This is a genomic window from Subtercola vilae (genome assembly GCF_004923255.1).
In the GTDB taxonomy this organism is placed as follows: Bacteria; Actinomycetota; Actinomycetes; order Actinomycetales; family Microbacteriaceae; genus Subtercola; species Subtercola vilae.
This window is the reverse complement of sequence record NZ_QYRT01000023.1, coordinates 1-16,363: the sequence shown is the minus strand read 5'-3', so window position 1 is coordinate 16,363 and position 16,363 is coordinate 1. Positions and strand designations below refer to the sequence as shown.

At 69.4% G+C, this 16,363-nt stretch carries 16 protein-coding genes; 8 read left to right on the top strand and 8 right to left on the bottom strand.

The window, feature by feature from the left end; all coding sequences use genetic code 11:
• Positions 1–23: 23 nt before the first annotated feature.
• Positions 24–998, top strand: coding sequence for an ABC transporter permease (locus D4765_RS12055; RefSeq protein WP_136642550.1), 975 nt, complete (start codon positions 24–26; stop codon positions 996–998).
• Positions 995–2,773 carry a dipeptide ABC transporter ATP-binding protein gene (locus tag D4765_RS12050; RefSeq protein WP_136642549.1) on the top strand — a complete coding sequence of 593 codons (1,779 nt, stop codon included), beginning with the start codon at positions 995–997 and terminating at the stop codon, positions 2,771–2,773. Before D4765_RS12055 ends, D4765_RS12050 begins: the two co-directional genes overlap by 4 nt.
• Here the strand turns inward: D4765_RS12050 and D4765_RS12045 are convergent.
• The gene (locus D4765_RS12045; protein WP_136642548.1) at positions 2,770–3,573 is read right to left on the bottom strand and encodes an MBL fold metallo-hydrolase; all 804 of its coding nucleotides are present in this window, start codon (positions 3,571–3,573) and stop codon (positions 2,770–2,772) included. The genes D4765_RS12050 and D4765_RS12045 overlap by 4 nt on opposite strands.
• Positions 3,574–3,816: 243 nt before the next feature.
• Here D4765_RS12045 and D4765_RS12040 point away from each other — a divergent pair, with 243 nt between their 5' ends.
• Positions 3,817–4,167, top strand: a complete 351-nt coding sequence (locus D4765_RS12040; protein WP_136642547.1) for a carboxymuconolactone decarboxylase family protein — start codon at positions 3,817–3,819, stop codon at positions 4,165–4,167.
• 37 nt (positions 4,168–4,204) lie between these two features.
• On the opposite strand, the gene D4765_RS12035 is transcribed toward D4765_RS12040, so the two are convergent.
• Complete coding sequence (locus D4765_RS12035; protein WP_136642546.1) at positions 4,205–4,873, bottom strand: winged helix-turn-helix domain-containing protein; 669 nt, start codon at positions 4,871–4,873, stop codon at positions 4,205–4,207.
• Positions 4,874–5,078: 205 nt separating this feature from the next.
• Here D4765_RS12035 and D4765_RS12030 point away from each other — a divergent pair, with 205 nt between their 5' ends.
• Both D4765_RS12030 and D4765_RS12025 read left to right on the top strand, forming a co-directional pair.
• Positions 5,079–5,909: a sulfurtransferase gene (locus D4765_RS12030; RefSeq protein ID WP_136642545.1), complete on the top strand. Its 831-nt coding sequence runs from the start codon at positions 5,079–5,081 to the stop codon at positions 5,907–5,909.
• Complete coding sequence (locus D4765_RS12025; protein WP_201799302.1) at positions 5,867–7,321, top strand: FAD-binding oxidoreductase; 1,455 nt, start codon at positions 5,867–5,869, stop codon at positions 7,319–7,321. Before D4765_RS12030 ends, D4765_RS12025 begins: the two co-directional genes overlap by 43 nt.
• Before the next feature lie 7 nt (positions 7,322–7,328).
• Here the strand turns inward: D4765_RS12025 and D4765_RS12020 are convergent, their stop codons facing one another.
• The 6 genes from D4765_RS12020 to D4765_RS11995 form a co-directional block, all read right to left on the bottom strand.
• Positions 7,329–8,012 (bottom strand): SDR family NAD(P)-dependent oxidoreductase, encoded by a 684-nt coding sequence (locus D4765_RS12020; RefSeq protein WP_136642544.1) that lies wholly within the window; start codon positions 8,010–8,012, stop codon positions 7,329–7,331.
• 118 nt (positions 8,013–8,130) lie between these two features.
• On the bottom strand, positions 8,131–9,597 hold the full coding sequence (locus D4765_RS12015; protein WP_201799301.1) for an MFS transporter: 1,467 nt from the start codon (positions 9,595–9,597) through the stop codon (positions 8,131–8,133).
• Positions 9,594–10,166 carry a cysteine hydrolase family protein gene (locus D4765_RS12010; RefSeq protein WP_136642543.1) on the bottom strand — a complete coding sequence of 191 codons (573 nt, stop codon included), beginning with the start codon at positions 10,164–10,166 and terminating at the stop codon, positions 9,594–9,596. The genes D4765_RS12015 and D4765_RS12010 overlap by 4 nt, the downstream gene beginning before the upstream one ends.
• Positions 10,167–10,234: 68 nt before the next feature.
• Positions 10,235–10,711: a MarR family winged helix-turn-helix transcriptional regulator gene (locus tag D4765_RS12005; RefSeq protein WP_136642542.1), complete on the bottom strand. Its 477-nt coding sequence runs from the start codon at positions 10,709–10,711 to the stop codon at positions 10,235–10,237.
• Positions 10,712–10,760: 49 nt separating this feature from the next.
• On the bottom strand, positions 10,761–11,405 hold the full coding sequence (locus D4765_RS12000; RefSeq protein ID WP_136642541.1) for an NADPH-dependent F420 reductase: 645 nt from the start codon (positions 11,403–11,405) through the stop codon (positions 10,761–10,763).
• A gap of 28 nt (positions 11,406–11,433) precedes the next feature.
• Positions 11,434–12,579 (bottom strand): LLM class flavin-dependent oxidoreductase, encoded by a 1,146-nt coding sequence (locus tag D4765_RS11995; protein ID WP_136642540.1) that lies wholly within the window; start codon positions 12,577–12,579, stop codon positions 11,434–11,436.
• A 74-nt stretch (positions 12,580–12,653) separates the two neighbouring features.
• Between D4765_RS11995 and D4765_RS11990 the strand changes: the two genes are divergently transcribed.
• Genes D4765_RS11990 through D4765_RS11980 form a run of 3 tightly spaced genes read left to right on the top strand, consistent with a single transcriptional unit; the run spans position 12,654 to position 16,224 of the window.
• Positions 12,654–13,928, top strand: coding sequence for an LLM class flavin-dependent oxidoreductase (locus D4765_RS11990; RefSeq protein WP_136642539.1), 1,275 nt, complete (start codon positions 12,654–12,656; stop codon positions 13,926–13,928).
• Positions 13,928–14,989, top strand: a complete 1,062-nt coding sequence (gene add / locus D4765_RS11985; protein WP_136642538.1) for an adenosine deaminase — start codon at positions 13,928–13,930, stop codon at positions 14,987–14,989. Before D4765_RS11990 ends, add begins: the two co-directional genes overlap by 1 nt.
• Positions 14,986–16,224: an LLM class flavin-dependent oxidoreductase gene (locus D4765_RS11980; RefSeq protein WP_136642537.1), complete on the top strand. Its 1,239-nt coding sequence runs from the start codon at positions 14,986–14,988 to the stop codon at positions 16,222–16,224. Before add ends, D4765_RS11980 begins: the two co-directional genes overlap by 4 nt.
• Positions 16,225–16,363 lie beyond the last annotated feature (139 nt).

Sequence of the window (16,363 nt, the reverse complement as noted above, 5' to 3'; positions counted from 1 at the left end):
CGCACGACATTCAGGAGAAGACCATGGCGATCGACACCGCACTGAGCTCCAGCCTCGAGCAGGCCGAGCTCGAGACATTCCCGCCCGCGCACCGGGGCCGACCGGGTGACCTGGGCGAATCGGGCGAGAACCGCGAGCAGGATGACCGGCGCCCGCCCCTTCAGAACGCACGCCGTGAGCGGCTGCAGTACGCCGCCCGCCGCGTGCTCCGCCGCCCGGGGTTGGTTGTTGCGATTCTGCTCTTGCTGTTCGTCATCGTGTCGGCGGCATTCCCGGCGCTCTTCACGCACTTCGACCCGTACGCCACAGCTCCCGCCGACAAGCTGAAGGCGCCGAGCCTCAGCCACCTGTTCGGCACCGACGAGATCGGCCGCGACCTGTTCACCCGGGTGCTCTACGGCTCGACGCTCACCATTCAGGCGACGCTGGCCGCCGTGGCCATCGCGGTCGTGGTGGGCCTCGCGCTCGGCGTCGTCACCGGGTTTCTGGGCGGCTGGGTCGACCTGGTTCTGATGCGGCTGGTCGACGTGATGCTCGCCATTCCGCGCCTGCTGCTCGCGCTCGTGATCGTGACGGCCCTCGGGTTCGGCACCGTTCCCATCTCGATCGCCGTCGCCGTGGGCATCATTCCGGGCTTTGCCCGCATCACCCGGGCCGAGGTGCTGAAGGTGAAGAACCTGCCCTACATCGAGGCCGCGCGCACCGGCGGAGCGTCGTGGGCGCGCGTACTGTTGCGGCACATCCTGCCGAACTCCTGGGGCCCGGTCTTCGTGCTCGCGGTGCTCGACTTCGGGGTCGCCATTCTCGCCATCTCCGCGCTCAGCTTTCTCGGTTTCGGTGCCGCGCCACCGGCAGCGGAGTGGGGCACGCTCATCTCGAACGGTCGCAACTTTCTCATCACTTCACCGTGGTTGAGCCTGCTGCCGGGCCTGTTCGTCGGCCTCGTCGTGTTCAGTCTCAACCACATTTCGAAATCGCTCGAGGAGCTGCAACGATGACCACCCCCCTTGTTGAGATCACCTCTCTCTCGGTGACGTACAGCCGCGAGGGGCGGAGCTCTGCCGCCGTCACCGACCTGTCGCTTCGCATCGCCCCCGGTGAGACGGTGGCGATCGTGGGGGAGTCGGGTTCGGGCAAGAGCACCACAGCGAACGCCCTGCTCGGGCTGCTTGCGGCGGGCGGGCGGGTGACGGGCGGCACGATCCGCGTGGGTGGCGTCGACACCACTCGTGCGTCGCAAAGGGTGCTGCGGGGCATCCGGGGCCGCGTGATCGGGCTGGTGCCGCAAGACCCGATGGTGGCGCTGAACCCCACGCTGCGGGTCGGGCCGCAGGTCGCCGAGGCGGTGCGGCGGCGCGGCGGCGTGCCCAAACGGTCGGTGAACGCCGAGGTGCTCGAAGCGCTCGAGGCGGCGGGGCTCGACAACGTGGTGCTGCGGGCCAGGCAGTATCCGCACGAGCTGTCAGGCGGGATGCGCCAGCGGGTGCTGATCGCCAGTGCGCTCGCGGGGCATCCGCAGCTCATCGTGGCCGACGAGCCCACCAGCGCCCTCGATGTGACCGTGCAGAAGCGCATTCTCGACCACCTCGCGTCGCTGGTGGCCTCCCGGGGAATCTCTCTGCTGATCATCACGCACGACCTCGGGGTGGCGGCCGACCGGGCCGACCGGGTGCTCGTCATGCAGGGCGGGCGGGTGGTGGAGCAGGGGCGGCCCGCCGACATTCTGGTGTCGCCGGCTAAGGAGTACACGCGGCGGCTGATCGCTGCGGCGCCGGGGTTGTCGCCGGATGGGCGGGTGAAGGTTCGGCACGCGGCAGGGAGTGCTGCGCCGGTCGGGTCTGCTGCGCGGCGGGGGGCTGCCGTGCCATTGGAAGCTGCTGCCTCGCGGGCGCCGATCCTGTCGATCGTGGGCGTCTCGAAGGACTACCGGCTGCCGCGCTCGCCCGACGGGGAGCGCACGTTTCGGGCGATCGACTCTGTGACGCTCGACGTGCCGACGGGCCAGACCCTCGCTCTGGTGGGGGAGTCGGGTTCGGGCAAGACCACCACGCTGCGGGTGGCGCTCGGCCTCGAGAAGCCCACTGCCGGCCGAGTGCTGTTCGACGGCACCGACATCACCGACACTCGCTGGAGCGAGCTGCGGCCCCTGCGGCAGCGCTTTCAGCTGGTGCATCAGAACCCGTACTCGTCGCTCGATCCGAAATTCACGGTGGGCCAGTCGATCATCGAGCCGCTGGTCTCGTTCGGCATCGGCGACCGGGTCTCGCGGCGGGCCCGGCTGCGGGAGCTGCTCGACCAGGTTGCACTGCCGGCGGCGTTCGCCGATCGGCGACCCGCCGAACTCTCGGGCGGGCAGAGGCAGCGCGTCGCCATTGCTCGGGCGCTCTCGGTGAAACCCGACCTCGTGTTTCTCGACGAGCCCGTCTCGGCGCTCGACGTCTCGGTGCAGGAGCAGATTCTGACCCTGCTCGCCTCGCTGCAGAACGAGCTGGGCGTGAGCTACCTCTTCATTTCGCACGACCTCGCCGTGGTGGCGCAGATCGCCCACCGGGTCGCCGTGCTCAATCGCGGCGCCGTAGTCGAGCACGGCGTGACGGCTGACGTGTTCACCTCACCGCAGAGCCCCTACACTCGTGCGCTCCTCGACGCCATCCCCGGTCGCGCCCGCTCCCTCCCTCCCTCCCTACCTCCCCACCTCAGAATCGAGTCGGCGAAGTTTGCGGGTGTGAGCGGCCGTCACCCACAAACTTCGCCGAGTGGATTCCGCGGTTAGAGCTGCAGGCGGTCGGTGAGGCCGGCAGCGGTGAAGGCGGCGATGGTAGCTGCGGTGCCTTCGGTGAAGTGCGCCCAGCCGTCGACGTGCGCCAGAACGATGCGGCGGGCATCCAGGATCTGTGCCGCCTCTGCCGCATCGGCGGCGTCGAGGGTGAGGAGAGCGCCCTCGAGCACCGGGCGGCGCACGGCTCCGGCGAAGAGCACGGCGGTGTCGATGGGCCCTGCGCGATGGGCGATTTCGCGCACGAGGTCGAGGGAGGCGTTGTCGCCGCTGATGTAGACGGTGGGCAGGGCGTCGCCGGCGAGGAGGAAGCCGGTGACCTCGCCGACGACCAGGTCGGCTCCGGGAGGGCCGTGCAGGGCGGGCGCGGCCGTGACCGTGACGGTGCCGCCGGCGGGGCGCGGGAGTTCGACTGACTGCCACGGGCTCAATCCCTGTGCCGTCACCGATGAGGAGGTCGGGGTGTCCGCGCCGAGAGGGGATGAGGGGGTGCCGAGTCGTTCCGCCGCGGAGGGAGTGGTGAGGGTGACCGGCACCCGGGGCAGGAACGCGAGGCCGGCCAGGTCGAGGTTGTCGATGTGTTCATCGTGTGACAGCAGCACTGCGTCGATGTGCCCGAGAGCATCCGGAGCCAGCGTTGACGCCGTCGTTTTGGTGAAGTCACCCGGATACGACTGGGGTGGGTCGAAGGTGGGGTCGGTCAGAAAGCGGAGCCCGCCGTACTCGATCAGAACGGTTGGACCGCCGAGTACCGTGATGCGGACGGTTTCGGGCGTGGTCTGAGCGCGAGAGGTCATGGTGTCGGCAACGACGGGTTAGGGGTGGCTATTCCGGTGTTGCGAACAACGACGGGCGGCAGCGGGGGAGCAGCCCGGCGAGAGGTGCCTGCAGACATGCTGGCGACACAGATGGTCACAACCGGAATGCCGGGGCTCGACCGGGGTTGACTGTGGAGTGCGGCGACGGTTTGCGCACCCATTCGCGCACCGATGCGCGTACAACGACCCACCAGAACGACCGACCCAGAAAGCAGTGACCCGATGTCTCACTACCTCGACCCGAACGACAAGCAGTTCACCCGCGTGTACAAGCAGGAGACGCCCGACATGTTGAAGACGTTCAACGACTTCAACGCCGCCGTGTTCGCGCCCGAGGGCCCCGAGCTGTCGCTGAAGGTGCGCGAGCTCATTGCCGTCGCGGTGGGCATCACCACGCAGTGCGTCTACTGCATCGAAGCTCACTCGAAGAATGCCGCCGCAGCAGGCGCCACGGAGAAGGAACTCGCCGAGGCCGCATGGGTCGCCACCGCAATCAGGGCTGGCGGCGGGTTCGCGCACGGCCGTCTGGCGTTCAAATTCACTGAGGAGCAGGCCGCCGGCCACACACACTGAGCAGCGCCCGCCTCAGGGGCACTGAGTGGCACCCGCCTCAGCGGCTCACGCCGTTCGGGTGCCGCACGAGCACGTTCGAGCCGCGGTTGAAGACGTAGCCGACGCCGTGCACCGTGCGCACCAGGTCGGCCTCGGTTCCGAGTTTGACCCGCAGTCGCCGAACGTGAACGTCGATGGTTCGAAAGTTGGGGCTGTCGTCGGTGTCGCTGGAGGAGAGCTCGTGTACGAGCGCGCGACGGCCCACGGGCTGCCCTTCGTTCTCGACGAGCGTGCGCAGCAGATCGAATTCCGAGGCCGTGAGGGTGGTCACCTGGGTGCCGATGACGATGCGTCGCCGTGACAGGTCGATGACGGTGGTCGACTGCTCGCCTGCGCTGCGGCTGCTGCCGAGGCCCGGCGCCCCGCGGCCGACGCCGCCCGCGCCGCCGCCCGCGCCGCCGGCGACCGGCGACTCGTCGACGTGCCGCGTCGCGCTCTTGACCACGTCGAGGTCGCGCCCGCCGGCATCGCTCGGCGCCACGGCGATCGACGCGAAGGTCTCGGCGCTCGGCGCGATGCGGTGCACGAGTGCTTTCAGCTCGGCCGCCATCTCGACCAGCGTGGTGCCGTCGGCGAGGGCTCTGAACTCGTCGATACCGACGTAGACCGCGAAACCGCGTGTCTCGGGTTGTTCGTTCGGTGGGCTATTTTCGTCTGCGTTCGTCACCGTTCTCCTCCCCTGAGTGGGCGCGTAGTGCCGAGTGTGGGCCCTCGCTGCGGCGCACGGGCCGAAAATGACGCACCGTGTCGATATGTGCAGCTGTGTGACCACGTGTTGAGCTGTGTGGCCGGGCATCCCGCTTCGCCGCCGCACCCTGTGAGAGCATCGGGTCACCCCAGAAACACCTGCTTCACACGAGAAAGCTGCTGCCGTGTCTGTACTGATCACTGCCGACGATCTGAAGACGCTCATCGATTCGGGTTCGCCCCTCACCGTGCTCGACGTACGCTGGAAGCTGGGTGGCCCGGCCGGCAAGCCGCTCTATCTCGAGGGTCACATCCCCACGGCGGTCTACGTCGATCTCGACTCCGAGCTGGCCGGTCACGGCGAGAAGGCGGAGGGCCGGCATCCGGTGCCCGCCATCGCCGATCTTCAGGCCGCCGCCCGCTCGTGGGGCATCGACCCCGGCGACACCGTCGTGGTCTACGACGATCTCAAGAACTTTTCATCGGCCAGGGCGTGGTGGCTGCTCCGCAACGCGGGGCTGGCCGACGTGCGCCTGCTCGACGGCTCGCTGCGGGCCTGGACCGGCACCGGTTTCGCGCTCGAACAGGGCGAAGTGGCCGTCTCGCCGGGCAGCGTGACCCTGGAGTACGGCTCGCTGCCGACGCTCGACATCGACCAGGCCGCGGCGTTCTCTGAAACGGGTGTGCTGCTGGATGCCCGTGCCCCCGAACGTTTTCGGGGCGAGGTCGAGCCCATCGACCCGCGGGCGGGCCACATTCCGGGTGCCCTCAATGCTCCGGCCACCGCCAATGTCGACGCGTCGGGGCGGTTCTTGCCGGCGGATCAGTTGCGGGCCCACTTCGAGTCGATCGGGGTGCGACCGGACGCCCCCGTGGGCGTCTACTGCGGCTCGGGCGTCACCGCCGCGGCCGATGCCGTCGCCCTCACCCTCGCGGGTTTCTCGCCCGCCCTCTACCCCGGATCGTGGTCTGCGTGGTCGAACACTCCCGGCCGCCCGGTCGCGACAGGCGAGTGAGCGGCGCTGCAGCACCGGCGGGCATCGTCAGCGGGGTCACTCCCACCGAACCCGCTGCCTGGCTCGCCGAGCTGACCGCCGGCGTCGCAACCTGGTCGACCACCGACGAACACACCGCAGCGGCCGGCGCCGACCGCTCGGGCACCCGACAGGCGGGCCTGCCCTCTGTCGTCGTCTACGCTCACACCGTTGCCGACGTCGTGCACACCCTCACCGTGGCTCACCGCCACCGCGTGCCCGTCGTCACCCGCGGCGCCGGCTCCGGCCTCGCCGGTGGCGCGACCGCCGGCAGCACCGCGATCGTGCTCGACCTCGCCTCGATGAACCGCATCGTCGAGATCAGCCCGGTCGACGGCCTCGCCCGCGTCGAGCCCGGCGTCATCACAGCAGACCTCGACCGCGCGGCCGCCGGTCACGGCCTCTTCTACGCCCCCGACCCGGGCAGCGTGGCGATCAGCACGATCGGCGGCAACATCGCCACCAACGCGGGCGGCCTGCGCGGCGCGAAGTACGGCGTCACCCGCGATGCGGTGCTGGCGCTCGACGTGGTGCTCGCCGACGGAACCGTCGTGCACACCGGCCGCGACACGGTGAAGGGCGTCACGGGGTACGACCTCACTGCGCTGTTCGTGGGATCGGAGGGAACGCTCGGCGTGGTGGTGGGGGCGACCGTGCGACTGCTTCCGCGCCCGAAGGGGCAGGCCACAGCGGCGGCATACTTCTCGTCGGTTGATGCGGCGGCCAGGGCATCCGTTCTCCTCGCCACTCTCGGGGTGCGCCCGGCCGTCGTCGAACTGGTCGACGGGCGCACGCTTGCGGCGATCGACGACCTGCGCGGCACCGACCACGCCACCCGCGGAGCCGCTTTTCTACTGGTGCAGACCGACGGTTTCGGAGCAATTGCCGAGATCGAGGTGGTGGCCGAGTCGCTTCGGCAGAGCGCGCTCTCGGTCGAAGTCAGCGCCGATGCAGCACTCGCTCTGGCGCTCGCCGCAGCTCGGCGCGACGCCCTGCCGGCGATCGAGGCGCGTGGGCGCGTGCTGATCGAAGACATCGCGGTGCCGCGCTCGCGGCTGGCCGAGGCGTTCGAGGCGGTCACCGAGATCTCGGAGCGCACGGGCATCGAGATCTACCAGTTCGCGCACGCCGGCGACGGCAACCTACACCCGATCATCGTCATTCCGCCGGGGTTCGCGGCCACCGAGATTCCCGCTCACGTGCAGGCCGCGGCCGACGAGATCTTCGCGCTGGCCCTGCGGCTCGGCGGAACCCTCACCGCCGAGCACGGAATCGGCCGTCTCAAGGCGGCGTGGGTCGAGCGCGAGGTGGGCCCAGAGGCGCACCGGCTGATGCGCGGCATCAGGGCGCTGTTCGACCCGCGCGGCATTCTGAACCCCGGCACGTCGGTGTAGGCGAAGCTCAGAACGCGGTGCTCGGCAGGTCTTTCTCGTCGGCCAGAATGGCGGCCACGATGCGGTCGGCGACGGCATCGGGGTCGAGCCCCGGGGCGAAGGCGGGTGCGGCACCGGCAAGCGGATGCGCCGAGAGGGTTGTCTCGGTGTGCCCCGGTCGGGCATCCAGCAGCCGGATGCCCGACCGCCGCAGCTCGCGCGACGCCGCCTGCACGAACGCCCACAGGCCGGCTTTCGACGCCGAGTAGGCCGCCATGCCGCTGGTGGGCGATTCGGCGACCACGCCGCTGAGCGTCACGATGAAAGGGGATCGGCCCGCCGCCGCCGACTCTGCCAGGCGCGGTATCGCCCCGCGGATGAGCCGGATGGGCGCGGTGGTGTTCACAGCGAAGAGTGCGTCGATGGTGTCGTCGGCCAGTTCATCGATCGGCCCGAAGGCCACGGCGCCGGCCGCGATGACGAGCCCGTCGAGGTGTTCGGGATGCGCGGCGGCCGCTGCGAGCAGCAGCGACGCCGCCCCGCCGGGTACGGCCAGGTCGGCGAGGTAGGCGTCGGGCCCCGAGAGGGTGGCGGGGTTGCGGGCCGCTCGAATGACGGTTGCGCCCGCGGCTTCGAGCCGTTCGGCGACTCGTGCCCCGAGCCCTCCCGACGCGCCCACGACCAACACGACTGCACCCTCGACGCTTCTCATGTTCGGAAGACTATCCGCGCACGTTCTGCGGCGGCAGGGCTTGCCAAACCGCCGGGAGAGCAACGTAAATCAGCGGGATCGCGGGTTCGCGTGTTTGCGTGTTCAGAGGGTCGCCGGGTCAGCGGTTGGCATTCACGGGAATACGGCGATCGAGCACGGTCAGCAGCAGGCTGGCGAGCCCGATGGCCCCGAGTACCCAGGCGAGGGCGTGAAACCCCGCGTCGGTGGCGGAGGCGCCGAACACGATTCCGATCAGGCTCGACGAGAAGATGGCGCCGATGTATGAGAACGTTCGGTACAGGCCCGACGCCACGGCGATGTCGGCGGCCGTCGTCTGCACATACAGGGCGGCCTGGTTGGCGAAACCGCTGAAGCCGTTGGCGCAGCCGAGCAGCAGCGTCATGCCGATGAGCACGGGCACCGTCGACTGGCTGGTGATGAGCAGCATCACGCCGCCGGTGAGCAGCAGGGCCGCCGCGGTGACGAGCAGGGGGACCCGCACCCAGCCGCGGCCCGAGACCACCCGTGCGATGACGATACTGAGCCCCGAGAGCGGGAGCAGGATGAGCCCCACGGCGGTGGGTGTCAGGTGCGCGCTCTGCTCCATCCATTGGCTGGTGCCGTACAGCGACAAGTAGATGCCGAGCCCCACGAGCATCTGCCGCAGGTAGGTGCGTTGCAGGGGCCGGTTGGCGCCGAGCATGCGAACGTCGATGAGCGGGCTCGGGCTGCGGCGCTCCCACAGCACGAGCAGCGCGCCGAGCGCCGCGCCCACCGGCAGCAGCCACCAGGGCGGCGCGGCCAGGTTCGACAGAAACAGCAGCAGGCTCGTGATGGTGCCGGCGAACAGCAGGATACCCACCCCATCGACCGCCGTGAACAAGCGCATTCGCGGCCGCGCCGCCGACGGCGTGTCTTTCGCCACCCCGACATACGTGGCGACCAGTGTGACAAGGGCGAGCGGAATGTTCACGAAGAACAGCGCTCGCCAGCCGAACGCCCCGGTGAGCACACCGCCAAGCGGCAGCCCCACCACGGTGGTCACCTGGCTGGCTATTGAGAAGTTGCCCAAGACGCGGCTCGGCACCCCCATGCCCATCGATTCGGCCCGACTGCGCACGAGCGACATGGCGGTGGGGTAGGCGGCCGAGGTGCCGATGCCGATGAGGGCACGCGACACGACCAGAAAACCGAAGCTCGGCGCGGCCGTGCCGACGACGCCGGCGGCCAGCAGAATGAGGATGCCCGCCAGAAACACGCGCCGCGGCCCGAAGAGCGTCGAGAGCTTGCCCATCGTGGGTTGCATGACCGCGCTGCAGAGGTAGAGCACCGAGATGAGGGTGGCTGTCTGGCCGGGGCCGGTGTGGAAGTCGACACCGATGCCCACCAGGCCGGTCGCGAGCATCGAGCTGTTGATCGGGTTAAGGCTCGAACCGAGCAGCAGCGGGCTGAGAAAGCGCCACCCGAACGGCTTGCTGCCAACTGACGAGCTGCCCAGTCCAGCAGGAGCGCCGGGGCCAACCCGACTGCCCGGGCCGCCGGCAGCGCCGGCGCCCCCCAGTGAAACGGTGCCGGGCTCGGTCACGCCCGCGCGGCTTCGAGCAACGCCAGAACTTCGGCAGTGCTGCCGGTCTCTGCGATGCGGGGAAAGCTGGTGGCGATGCTGTGCTGGTGGGCATCCGGGCTCGCATCGGTCATGGCGTCGACCGGCAGCGTGACGCTGTAGCCGTATTCGTGGCCGTGCCGGGCGGTCGATTCGACGCCGCTACTGGTGGCGATGCCGACGATGACGAGCTGCGTCACACCGAGTTCGTGCAGCTTCTCGTCGAGCCCGGTGTTGGTGAAGGCGCTGCGGGCGTGCTTGACGACGAGGATGTCGCTGGGCTGAATGTCGAGTTCGGCGATGGGGTCTGCCCATCCTGCAGGGAAGGAAGGGGCGGCGCCGCTGGCTGCGCTCAGGTCGGTTCGCCCGGAGGGCACGCCCTCGACCGTGACGATGACCACCGGCAGCTCGTGGCTGCGGAACGCACCCAGGAGCTTCACGCACGAAGCAATGACGTCGGCCGTGGGGTGAGCGAGCTCGCGCCGGGCAACGCCCTCTTGAAGGTCGATGACGATGAGCGCGGTGCGGGGGTCGAGCGTGGTGATCGGCACGGGATACCTGTTTCTCTGGGTGACGCGGTGGTCAAAAAAGCGTGGCGGAAGCGCGCGAGAGGTGCGGGTCAGGAGGCCCGCAGCAGCCGCCGCAGCAGCACGATCGACGATGCGAGCTGCTGCTGTTCTGTGGCTGTCAGTTCAGTCTGCATCGCATGGAACAGCCAGTCTTCGCGCGCCAGCCGACCTGTGGTGAACTGCTGAACAGCGCTCTCTGTGAGCGACAAGACCGTCTTTCGACCGTCGCGCGGGTCGGTCGAGCCTGAGACGAGCCCGGCCGCATCGAGCACAGCAACCGTCGCGCCCATCGACTGGGGCCGCACGCCCTCGAGGCGCGCCAGCGTGCTCATCGTCGAGGGCCCGCCGACCTCGAGGCGCCGCAGCACCGCCTTCTGCGATGGGGTGAGGTCACCCACCGTGCCCACCTCGCGCACCTGCCGAATGAGTTGCCCCAGAACCACCCGCAGTTCCGACGCAAGCGTAAGCGTCGCGGCGGTATCGAAAGCAGCCGCCGTGTCGGCGGGGGGTTCCGGATGCTCGATCATCCCTCCACCGTACCAACTAGTAAGGCAACTGTACAACTACCTGCAGAAACTACGCCGTAGCGCGCGTGGCCTTCGTCAGGTTCTCGATGAGCTCCTGCTTGTTCTGGCGCACCACATACGCCGGCTGGTCGCGCTCGACACGCCAGCTCTCGGAGAGCGGCCCAACGTTCACGGTGTCGAACCCGATGGCGTCGTAGAAGCCGTTCACGAACTCGGCGGCCTCCTCGAAGTCGCTCGAGGTGGCAAGCGCGCGGCGGTTCTCGCTGCCCGCCGGAGCCCCGTCGGTGGTGATGTCGTCGGATTTGATGTGGTTGAAGCCCTTGGCCACCTTGCTGTTCACCAGGTGCCGCTGCAGCATGCTGCTCACGGTGTCGAGGCCGTTGTCGAGGGCGGCGATGTGGCCGTCGCGCTCGAAATAGTAGTTGTTCGTGTCGATCACGATCTTGCCGGCCAGAGGCTCGACCGGAACGGCGTCGTATGCCTTCAGCGGCACGGTCACGACGGCGATGTCGGCGGCTTCGGCGGCCTCTACCGCTGTGGCCGCGCGGGCCTTCGGGCCGAGGTCTGCGACGAGATCAGCGAGGGTCTCGGGGCCCCGAGAGTTGCTGATCACGACGTCATAGCCTGCCGCGATGGCTGCCCGAGCGACTTGGCTGCCGATGTTACCTGCTCCGATGATTCCAAATGTTGTCATGTGTGAAGTAACGGCAGGGGAAGCGAGGTTATTCCGCTGCCCACGCTTCTGCGAGCAGCCGGTACGACTCCTGCTTGTCGGCAGGGTCGTAGGCGCTCGTGGTGATCACCAATTCGTCGGCCCCGGTGGCCCGGGCGAGGGCTCGGAGGCGTGCCACGACGGTCGACGGCGACCCCACGATGCGCGCCGCCACGCGGTCGGCCACGATGGCCTCGCGTTCGTCGTTCCACGGGAAAGCCGCGGCACTGGCGGGGCTCAGGTACGGCCGCGCCGCGTACTCGAGGCGTGAGCTGTACATCCACGGCCGAAACCCGGCCCCGAGTTCTTCGGCGAGTTCGTCGGTCGCGGCCACGAGCACGTCGGCCGACACCGCGACGTACGGTTCGGCCAGCTCAGCCGAGGGCACGAACGCCGCACGGTAGGCCGCCACCGTCTCGAGCACGAGCTGAGGAAAGTTGTGGTAGTTCGCCCCGAACCGGAGCCCTCGTCGCCCCGCGACCTCAGCGCTGATACCGGGGGTGCTGCCGTGCACCCACAGCTCCACGTCGGCACCGCGAGCCGGTGCGACATCGAGGGTGTCGCCCTCGAGCGGCTGGTAGCTGCCGTCGAGAAACCCCAGAACGTCGTCGACCTGCCCACCGAAGTCGGCCGGGTCACCGGGCGTGCGCGAGAGCAGCCGGTCGTTGAGCTCGGCGCGATCGGCATTGAACGGGGCGGTCACGAACGGCGGAATCGTGACCCCGTCGACCTCCCTGAACTCACTCGTCGGGCCGGCCGTCAGTTCGCCGCTCGCAAGCTTCGCCGAGGTGATTCGGCCCTTCGCGACCTGCTCTGCCGAGGGGCCGCCACGACCGATGCCGAGGTCGAAACCCCGCCCGGTGAGAGCCGCGCAGGTTCCCGCGATCTCAGCCACGTGCACGGGCGAGTAGTTGTCGATGACGAGCACAGCGGTACCCACCCGAATGGCCTTCGTGCGCTCGGCAATGAGCGGAGCCAGTATGTAGGATGCTGCACCGGCGCCGTCCGCGTAGAAGTGGTGTTCCGCCAGCCAGTACCGCCGGTAGCCCAGGGCGTCGGTCACCCGGGCCAGCTCGAGGCTGTTCGCGAGGGTCTCTGCGGGAGTGTCGCCCTCCGAGGTGAGCACGAGGTCGAGAACCGAGAGTGCCACCGTCATCTGTTACTACCCTTCACACGCGTGCCAGAACCATCAATACTGCCACGCGCCCAACTCGATTACGCTGAGTGACTATGACATCGCCTGCTCTGCACCGTGTGCACCTGGGCGCGTTCTACCCGAACGACCACTACTACACGCTGTGGAGCAAGGCGCCGCTCGGCAGCCAGGTCGAATTCGTGGCCTTTCGGCACTTCGCCCAGAGCGCCGAACGCGGCCTGTTCGACTTCGTCTTTCTCGCCGAGGCGAACTGGCTGCAGGAGCACCGAGGCCGCGTGGTGGAGCACGCCATCATGGACAAGCCCGACTCCCTCACCGTGCTCGCCGCCCTCGCCGCCGAGACCACGCGGGTGGGTCTCGTGGCCACCATCGGCACCACCTTCTCCGACCCCTATACCGTCGCCCGCCAGCTCGAGACCCTGCAGGCGCTCTCGGGCCACCGCGCCGGCTGGAACGTCGTGACCAGCCACACGACGTTCGGCGTCGGGGCCTCGACCAACTTCCGCCCTGGGCGCATGGTGGCGCACGCCGACCGTTACCGGGCCGCCGCAGCCTTCCTCGAAGGCACCTGGGGCTTCTGGGGCGACCACGAGAAGCCGGTGATCGTTCAGGCCGGCGGCTCCGACGAGGGCCGCGCCCTGGCCGCCGCCCACGCCGACGTGATCTTCACCGGCCGCCGCAGCCTGCCAGAGTCGCGCGAGTTTCTGACCGACCTCGCCGCGCGGGCGGCGACCCACGGCAGGCCGGCGCCGAAGGTGCTGCCGAGCACCGCGTTCGTGCTGGGCGACAGCCAGGCCGACGCCGACGAGCGTGCCCGCGAGTGGGCGCAGCTCGAGATGACCCCGGCCGTGGCCCGGTTCATCCTCGAAGAAGTGTGGGGCGGCGACCTCACCGACTTCGACGTCGACGGCCCGCTGCCCGGCTTCGACCCCGACTGGAAGGTCGCCGACGCCTACACGCGCGGCGGTGTCGACGGTGAGCGGGATGCCCGCACCCTCATCGCCCGGTGGCGCGACCTCAGCGAACGAGAGCACCTCTCGGTGCGGCAACTGTTCGGCACCGTGCTGGCGCGGCGCGACTTCGTCGGAACCCCGCTGGCCGTCGCCGAACAGATCAACCACTGGGTGCAGAGCCGCGCCTCCGACGGGTTCGTGGTGAACCCCTCTGTGGTGCCCGGCGTGCCCGGGCAGCCCGGGGGGCTCGACGAATTCGTCGACCGGGTGGTGCCAGAACTGCAGAACATGGGAGTGTATCCGGCGGAGTATGCCGGTGAGAGCCTGCGCGAACACATTACGGGCGGCGACGCCCGGCACGACGAACCAGAGCGACACGACGACGGAGACACCTGATGACCGACGAGACAGCCGCCCGGGCATCCGGGTACCCGAAGATCGAACTGCATGTGCACCTCGAGGGGGCCATTCGGCCGGCCACGCTGCTGGCGCTGGCGAAGAAGAACAACGCGGTGCTGCCGGTGTCGACCCTCGCCGAACTCGAGGCGTTCTACGAGTTCGACGACTTCGAGCACTTCATCGACGTGTGGACGGTCACGACCGATGTACTCGACGACGCCGACGACTTTCGGCGCGTGGTCGTCGACTACGCGAAGGAGGCCGCGTCGTTCGGGGCCGTGTACCTCGAGGGCATCGTCTCGCCGTCGCAGTACTACTTGCGCGGCATAGAGGGGCGCGAACTGTTCGAAGGGTTCACCGACGGTATTCAGGAGGCGTGGGAGCAGACCGGTGTGCGCGTGCGGCTGACGCCCGACATCGACCGCGGGCGGCCGGTCGAACTCAGCCGGCAGGTCATCGACGACGCGATTCTCTTTCGCGACCGCGGCATCGTGGGCATCGGGCTCGGCGGGCGCGAGCGGGCGGCCCCGGCGAGCACATACACCGAGCTGTTCCAGGTGGTGCGGGATGCCGGGCTGGCGTCGGTTCCGCACGCGGGTGAAGACGACGGGCCGCAATCGGTGCGTGACGCGATCGACCTGCTCGGGGCTTCGCGGGTGCGGCACGGAATTCGCGCGGCCGATGACCCGGCGCTCATGCAGGAGCTCGTCGAGCGCGGCATCGTGCTCGACGTGAGTATCACCTCGAACCTGCGCACCAAGGTGACGGCAGACGTGGCGTCGCACCCCCTGCCGCGGCTGCTCGCCGCCGGTGTGGGCGTGACCATCAACACCGACGACCCGGCCATGTTCGGTACCGACCTCGGGCACGAACATGAGCTTGCGCTGGGGCTCGGGGCGACGCCGCGCGACATGTTCCTCGCGGGCGTGGCGGGGCAGGTCGGCGGGGCCGAGATCGGCGCGTGGCTCGAGGGGGTGGGGGCAGAGGCCTGGCCGGCGGGGGCTGCGGGTGCTCCTGCCGCTTCTGCTGCTCATGACGCGGCTCCGGATGCTCGATGACCGGTAGCCCGCGGCCGTTCCTGCTCGGTGTGCGCGTCGCGGCGCCGCTGCTCGAGGGTGCGCCTGCCGCTGAGTCAGACGAGCATGCTGGGCCTGACGCGTTCGGTGGGCTTGACGGGTTCGTGCGGGCGGCGCGGCTGGCTGACGAATCCGGGCTCTCGTACGTGGCCGTGGCTGAAGGAGGGTTCGCCACGATGGCGGGGCCCGAGCTCGCCGCGTACCTGGCGCGGAAGACGGTTCAGACGGGCATCCTGTCATCGGCCGAATCGCACTATGCCGAACCGTTTCACGTGGCCAAGGCCGCGGCGACGCTCGACTTCGTCAGCGGTGGGCGGGCCGGGCTCGAGGTGCGCGCGGCACGATCGCCGCAGCTCGACGCCGCCTTCCCGGCCGCTCTGCCGCTCGAACTCGACGAGCTCGCCGAGCAGGGTGCTGAGTTCGTCGCCGTCGTGCGTGAGCTCTGGGATTCATGGGAAGACGGCGCGGAACTCCGCGACGCCCCCTCCGGGCGCTACCTCGACAGCGCCAAACTGCACCACATCGCGCACGCCGGGCCCTACTTCACCGTGCGTGGCCCGCTCATCACGCCGCGGCCGCCGCAGGGCCAGCCGCCCATCGTCGTCAGCGTCACTGCCGCCGACATGTTCGCTGCCGGGCCCGCCCGGCTCGCCTTCCTGCTCTCGGCCGACGCCCTGCTGCTGCCCGACCTTCCGCAGACGGCGGCCGGCTCTGCCGTCGTCGCCGCGTCGAGCGTCGCTGCCTTCGCTGCGCGCCTGGCTGCTGCTGCTGCTGCTGCCGCCGCCTCCTCTGCCGCCGCCGTTGTCGACTCTGGATACCGGATGCCCGCCCTGCTCATTCAGCTCGCCGACGATGCCGTGGGCGCTTCCGCCGACCCTCGCACCACCGGCTTCCACGATGCCGAGGACGCTGCAGCCGACCCTCGCACCGACGGCCTCCACGATGCCTCAGCCCGGCCCGCGTCGCACGCTGTCGCCCGTGCACTCGCCCTCCTCGACGAAGGCACCGTCACCGGTGTCGAGTTCGCCAGTGCTGCCCAGCTCGCCGCTGCCCTCACCCACCCCGACTGGCCCGCACTCGCTGCCGCTGTTACGGCTACCGCCGCTCCCGCTCCCGCTCCCGCTGAACCAAGCACCGCGGCCGCGACTCTTGGTGGGCCTCAGACTCTCAGGGAGCGCTTTGCCCTCGGCCGCCCCGCCAGCCGCTACTCCCGCTGACTCCACTCACTCGGCCCCAAACCCGCTCCGTCCCGAATCCATTCGGTAAAAGTTGCGGGTGTAACGCCCCGCCACCCGCAAACTTTGCCGAGTCTTTCACTGATGCAACCAGCGTGGCCCGTGACACGCGCTGATGGGG